General features: G+C 73.1%; 5 protein-coding genes. 2 read left to right on the top strand and 3 right to left on the bottom strand.

Annotated elements, in window-relative coordinates; translation table 11 throughout:
* Positions 1-225 precede the first annotated feature (225 nt).
* The 3 genes from ACSNOB_RS31325 to ACSNOB_RS31315 form a co-directional block, all read right to left on the bottom strand.
* The gene (locus tag ACSNOB_RS31325) at positions 226-1,158 is read right to left on the bottom strand and encodes an acyl-ACP desaturase (protein ID WP_436690976.1); all 933 of its coding nucleotides are present in this window, start codon (positions 1,156-1,158) and stop codon (positions 226-228) included.
* 69 nt (positions 1,159-1,227) lie between these two features.
* Entirely contained in the window at positions 1,228-2,556 is a 1,329-nt protein-coding gene (gene hisS / locus ACSNOB_RS31320; RefSeq protein WP_436690974.1) for a histidine--tRNA ligase, read from the bottom strand.
* A gap of 89 nt (positions 2,557-2,645) precedes the next feature.
* Positions 2,646-3,365: an MBL fold metallo-hydrolase gene (locus ACSNOB_RS31315; protein ID WP_436690972.1), complete on the bottom strand. Its 720-nt coding sequence runs from the start codon at positions 3,363-3,365 to the stop codon at positions 2,646-2,648.
* A gap of 256 nt (positions 3,366-3,621) precedes the next feature.
* Between ACSNOB_RS31315 and ACSNOB_RS31310 the strand changes: the two genes are divergently transcribed.
* Together ACSNOB_RS31310 and ACSNOB_RS31305 are read left to right on the top strand one after the other, a co-directional pair.
* Positions 3,622-4,518: a peptidylprolyl isomerase gene (locus ACSNOB_RS31310; protein WP_436690970.1), complete on the top strand. Its 897-nt coding sequence runs from the start codon at positions 3,622-3,624 to the stop codon at positions 4,516-4,518.
* Positions 4,519-4,581: 63 nt separating this feature from the next.
* Positions 4,582-5,360: peptidylprolyl isomerase (locus tag ACSNOB_RS31305; RefSeq protein ID WP_436690968.1), on the top strand; the 779-nt coding region annotated here is incomplete at its 3' end.

Here is a 5,360-nt window from a genome sequence, read left to right as displayed (position 1 = left end):
ACCCGCCTGACCCCCACCCCCCACTCCGTCGGTCCCGCACCGTCGGCCCACGGCCGTCCGTCCCGCACCGTCGGCCCGCGGCACGCGGAGTCGCGGCGCTCGCCCGGCACGGCGTGCGGGAGCGCGGGCAGGGGCCGGGGGGTGGAGAGACGCTTCGGGCGTGGCCGTCGTCGAGAGAGCCAGCGACGGCCGCGCCCGGAGTCCCGGTGCCGGAAGGGTCGGCGGTCAGCGGGCGGCGAGGCGGGCGGCGCGGGCCGCGCGCTTCTCCTCGAAGCGGGACGCGGCGCGCTCCAGCTCGTCGAGGTGGGCCGCGATCTGGTCGCGGGCGGCCTCGCCGTCGGCGTCCAGGCCGGTCACGTTGAACACGTCCCACTGGCGCAGCACCGGGACGAGCACCTCGTCGCGGTGCTGGCGCAGGTCGTAGATGCCGGCGAGGGCGATGGCCACCGACTTGCGGGCGAAGCCGTCGATGCCGTTGCCCGGCATCTGGAAGTCGGCCACCACGTCGGCGACGGCCCGCATCGCCTGGCTCGGCGCCAGCTCGAAGGCCGCCGCCAGCAGGTTGCGGTAGAAGACCATGTGCAGGTTCTCGTCCGCCGCGACCCGGGCCAGCAGCGCCTCGCAGGCCGGGTCGCCGGTGACGCGGCCGGTGTTGCGGTGCGAGATCCGGGTCGCCAGTTCCTGGAACGAGACGTACGCCAGCGAGTGCAGCACCTCGTCGTCGTGCACGTTCTGGTAGCCGGCCGACATGTGCGTCATCCGCGCCCGCTCGAGGGCCACCGGGTCGACGGCCCGGGTGACGGTCAGGTAGTCGCGGATGGCGGTGCCGTGCCGCCCCTCCTCGGCGGTCCACCGGTGCACCCAGGTGCCCCAGGCGCCGTCCCGGCCGAACAGCGTCGCGATCTCGTGGTGGTACGAGGGCAGGTTGTCCTCGGTGAGCAGGTTGACGATGAGCGCGGTGCGGGCGATGTCGGGGATGGTCGAGTCGGTCTCCGCCCACGCCTCCCCGCCCAGCGGTCCGTCGAAGGTGCGCCCCTCACTCCAGGGCACGTACTCGTGCGGGAACCACTCCTTCGCCATGGACAGGTGCCGGTCGAGGTTCTTCGCGACGACGGGCTCGAGTTCGAGGAGCAGGGCGGTTTGGCTGAGTACGGTCACGACGATCTCCCTACGGTGGCGTAACTTACGCCACCGTAGGTCCGATCGGCCGTACGCGCCAGTAGTGTCTCAGCTGACCAGCGGTTTGAGGTCCGCCCGGGGCGGCGTCCACTCCCCCGCCGCCGCGGCGACCTGCTCGCCGGAGCGGATGTCCTTCACCTCGTCGGCGGCCCCGTCCGCGCCCGGGAACCAGACGTACGGGATGCCCCGCCGCTCCGCGTAGCGGATCTGCTTGCCGAACTTCGCCGCGCTCGGCGACACCTCCGTCGGCACGCCCCGCCGGCGCAGCGCCTCGGCCACCCGGTTGCTGGCCGGCCGCTGCTCCTCGCTGGTCACCGCGACCAGGACGCAGGTCGGCACGTCCCGCGACACCGACAGCGCGCCGGCGCCGAAGAGCAGCCCGAGCAGCCGGGTCACCCCGATCGAGATGCCCACCCCCGGGAACCGGGCGGCGCCGGAGCTGGCCAGGTTGTCGTACCGGCCGCCGGAGCAGATCGAGCCGAACCGCTCGTAGCCGACCATCTGCGTCTCGTAGACCGTGCCGGTGTAGTAGTCCAGGCCGCGGGCGATGCGCAGGTCGGCCACGCACAGCCCCGGGGAGTGCGCGGCGGCGGTCTCCACCACCCGGACCAGCTCCTCGACGCCCTCGTCGAGCAGCGGGTCGGTGACACCCAGGGCACGGACGGCGTCGGCGAAGGAGGCGTCCGGGGCGGAGATCTCCGCCAGGGCCAGGCACGCCTTCGCCTGCGCCTCGCTCGCCCCGGCGGTCTCGGCGAGCAACTCGGCCACCTTCGCCGGGCCGATCTTGTCGAGCTTGTCCACCGCGCGCAGCGCCGCCTCCGGGTCGGTCAGTCCGATGCCCCGGTAGAAGCCCTCGCAGATCTTGCGGTTGTTGACCTGGATCCGCACCGGCGGGATCGGCAGCGAACGCAGCGCGTCGCCGATCACCAGCGGCATCTCCGCCTCGTGGTGGGGAGCCAGGCTGTCACGGTCGACGATGTCGATGTCGGCCTGGAGGAACTCGCGGTAGCGCCCCTCCTGCGGCCGCTCGCCCCGCCACACCTTCTGGATCTGGTAGCGACGGAACGGGAACTGCAGCTTGCCGGCGTTCTCCAGCACGTAGCGGGCGAACGGCACGGTCAGGTCGAAGTGCAGGCCGAGGGCGTCGTCGCCGGCCGGGCCGTCGGCGTCGGCCTGCAACCGCCGGATCAGGTAGACCTCCTTGGAGGTCTCGCCCTTGCGCAGCAGCTGGTCCAGCGGCTCCACCGCGCGGGTCTCCAGCGGGGCGAAGCCGTACAGCTCGAAGGTGTCCCGGATCCGGTCGAGGACGTACTGCTCGATCATCCGCTGGGCGGGCGTCCACTCCGGGAAGCCGGAGATGGGCGTGGGCTTGCTCATGATGCTCCGTTCGCAGACCCGCGCGGTCCGCGCGGGCGAAGGCTGGTGCGGCCGTCGGGGCCGCGGGTGTGAGGCTCGGTGCGGCCGGGCTACAGGCCGCGGGCGGGGGCGGCCGGTCGCGCGCCGTCGCCGCCCGCCACCTCGATGAGGTACGGGTTGGTCGCGCGCTCGCGGCCGATGGTGGTCGCGGGGCCGTGGCCGGGCAGCACGACGGTGTCGTCCGCCAGCGGGAGGATCTTGTCCCGGAGGCTGCTGATCATCGTCGGCATGCTGCCGCCCGGCAGGTCGGTGCGGCCGATGGAGCCGGCGAACAGGACGTCGCCGGAGAGGCAGAGCTGCTCCGCCTCCCAGGGCGAGCCTGCGGCCGGCAGTCGGAAGAGCACCGACCCGCCGGTATGGCCCGGGGCGTGGTCGACGGTGATCTCCAGCCCGGCGAGGGCGAGCGTGGCGCCGTCGGCCAGCTCGGCGACGTCCTCCGGCTCCGTGTACGGCAGCCGCCCGCCGAAGAGCGAGGTGAGGTCCGCGGAGAGCCCCTTGGCCGGGTCGGCGAGCATCTCCCGGTCGCCCGGATGCACGTACGCGGTGATCCCGCGGGCGCCGCAGACCGGCGCGACCGAGAAGGTGTGGTCGAGGTGGCCGTGGGTGAGCAGCACGGCGGCCGGGTGCAGCCGATGCTCGGCCAGCAGGGCGTCGAGCCGGTCGAGCACCCCGATGCCGGGGTCGACCACCACGCACTGCTCCCCCGGCGCGGCGGCCACCACGTAGCAGTTGGTGCCGAAGGCGTCCGCGGGAAAGCCGGCCACGAGCACGTCCGCTCCCCTTCCGTCGAGCTGTCGGTCCTGCCAGCAGCCTAACCGGCGGCGCGACCGGGTTCGGCGCATCCGTCCCGGCGGCCCCGTCGGCCACAGTGACGCGTCCCGATAGACCCAGCCCGGACCTCGTACACCACTTTCCCAGCCGGTAGCCGTACACTCTGGCGGGCGTGTGGCGTGGCGCACCTGCCGACGAGCGGGCGCAGGACGCCCGACCACCGGTGACGACCAGGGTAGAGGAAGGGGAGCACGGGTGGCTTCCAGCAGGGACCGGCAGCGCAAACTGGCGCGCGCCAAGCTCGACCGGCAGCTCGCCCGCCGGGCCGCCGCCGCCAAGCGCCGCCGGCAGATCCAGGCCGGTGTCGGCGTCGCCGTCGTCCTCGCGCTGATCGTGGCCGGCTCGGCCTGGGCGCTGGGCGCCTTCGACGACGAGCCCAAGGAGAACACGGCGGCCGAAGATGTCTGCCTGTGGACCCCGCAGGACGCCACCGCGAACACCAACCTCAAGGACGTCGGCACCCCGGCCACCAAGGGGCTGCCCACCTCCGGCGTACGCCCGATGACGGTCACCACCAACCAGGGCGCGCCGGTCACCGTCGAGCTCGACCTCGCCGGCGCCCCGTGCGCCGCGGCGAGCATCGCCCACCTGGCCAGCCGGTCGTTCTACGACAACACCAAGTGCCACGAGATCACCACCGAGGGCGCGGTGCGCTGCGGCGACCCGAGCGGTACCGGGTTGGGCGGTCCGACCTACTCGTTCTACGACGAGAACGTCCCCACTGCCGCGCCGTCGCCGTCGGCGAGCCCCGCGCCCGGCCAGCCCGCGACCTACCCGAAGGGCACGGTCGCGATGATCGCCAACCCGCCGGGCGCCAACGGCAGCCAGTTCCTGATCTTCTTCAAGGACTTCACCACGGCCACCCCGAAGTACCCGGTCATCGGCCGGGTCACCGGCGGCATCGACGTGGTGGAGAAGATCGGTGCCAAGCCGACCGTGGACAATGGGACGGGGGCCAAGGTCAAGCCCAAGGACGACGACGTGGTCATCCAGAGCCTGACCGTCGGTGAGCCCGTGGCGCAGGTGACGTCCGCCCCGGCGCCGACGCCGTCCGCGTCGGGCGCCCCGGCGGCCAGCCCGAGCGCCGGCTGACCCGGCCGCCTCACCAACCTCAGCGGCACCGACCGCGCCCAGACAGCCCAGGAGGATCCAGGCGTGACGTCCACCAGAGAGCGGCAGCGCGCGGCGGCCCGCGCCCGGCTCGAGAAGGAGATGGCCGAGCGGGCGGCCAGGGCCCGCAAGCGCCGGCAGACCCAGGCGATCGTGGGGGCCGCGTCGGTGCTGGTGCTCGTCATCGCCGGCACGGTATGGCTCGCCACCACGCTGGGCGGCGACGACGACAAGACCGACACCGCGGGGCCGGCGGCCGACCACGTGCAGTGCGCGTGGACCGAGCTTCCCGCCGACCAGCGCACCAAGCAGATCAAGGACGTCGGGCTGCCGCCGGCCCAGCAGGCCAACACCGGCACCCAGACGATGACGATCGACACCAACCTCGGCCCGATCACCGCCAAGGTCGACCGGTCGGCGGTGCCCTGCACCGCGGGCAGCTTCACCCACCTGGCCGAGAAGAACTTCTTCGACAACAGCAAGTGCCACCGGCTGGTGACCGAGGGCATCAAGGTGCTCCAGTGCGGTGACCCGAGCGCGACCGGCAAGGGCTGGCGGGAGACCGACGGCACCGGCGGTCCGAGCTACCGGCTCGCCGAGGAGAACCTGCCCACCGACAAGCGCCCGCCGTACCCGGAGGGCGTGATCGCGATGGCCAACTCCGGCCAGCCGGGCAGCACGGGCAGCCAGTTCTTCATCGTCTACGGCGACTCGCCGCTGGACCCGAACTACACCGTCCTCGGCACTATCACCGGCGGCATGGACATCGTCAAGCAGGTCGCGGCGGCCGGCGACGACAAGGCGTTCGCGCAGCAGGCCGGCGG

The organism is Micromonospora sp. URMC 106 (assembly GCF_051386395.1).
GTDB lineage: Bacteria > Actinomycetota > Actinomycetes > Mycobacteriales > Micromonosporaceae > Micromonospora.
The sequence above is the reverse complement of the archived record's forward strand: the minus strand, read 5'-3'. Positions and strand labels throughout refer to the sequence as shown.